The 570-nt window shown below is 57.7% G+C and carries 1 pseudogene; it reads left to right on the top strand.

Going from position 1 to position 570, the window contains the following annotated elements:
• Positions 1–570, top strand: a pseudogene (locus DVK07_RS20750) (DUF499 domain-containing protein); the annotation flags it as partial.

Raw genomic sequence — 570 nt, 5'->3', positions numbered from 1 at the left:
GCGACATTCAGAACCGCGTTGACACTGACGATGTACCACACGGCCGCCGCGTCCTGAACACGATTCTTCTGTACTCGCTGAAACCCAGCGAGGGAGAAGGAGCTGATGTCTCGGAGATCGTGATGGGCGCGTATCAGACCGGAGATCTCGTAGCCGATGTCGTGCTGGATCTCGAACGACTCCACGGGGTCGCGTGGCACCTACACAAACTCAACGGGAAGTACGCAATTCGGGATCGGCAGAATCCGAATGCGCTCATCCGGAACGCTGCGACCGACGTTTCAGAGACAGCAGCCAAAGCTGAGATCGCGGACTTCATCACCGACATCTTCGGCTCGAACGCGTATCCGATCGGGTTCCGGACGAACGACATCCGTGACATCCCGGATGATCGTGAAATCAAGGTCGTGGTGAAAGACGACCAGTGGACGCAGGAAGAAGTCGAACAAGTCATCACGAACGATGGGCGAGGGCGTGAGTGGCGTAACACGCTTGTGTTCGTCCAGCCCTCTGGGGACAAGGCCATCGAGTCCGGAACGCGGTACATAGATAAGGCCCGCTACATCGAGG

Source organism: Halorubrum sp. Atlit-26R, from assembly GCF_003666015.1.
In the GTDB taxonomy this organism is placed as follows: Archaea; Halobacteriota; Halobacteria; order Halobacteriales; family Haloferacaceae; genus Halorubrum.
Note: the sequence above shows the minus strand (reverse complement) of the source record. Positions and strands in the feature narration are given on the sequence as shown.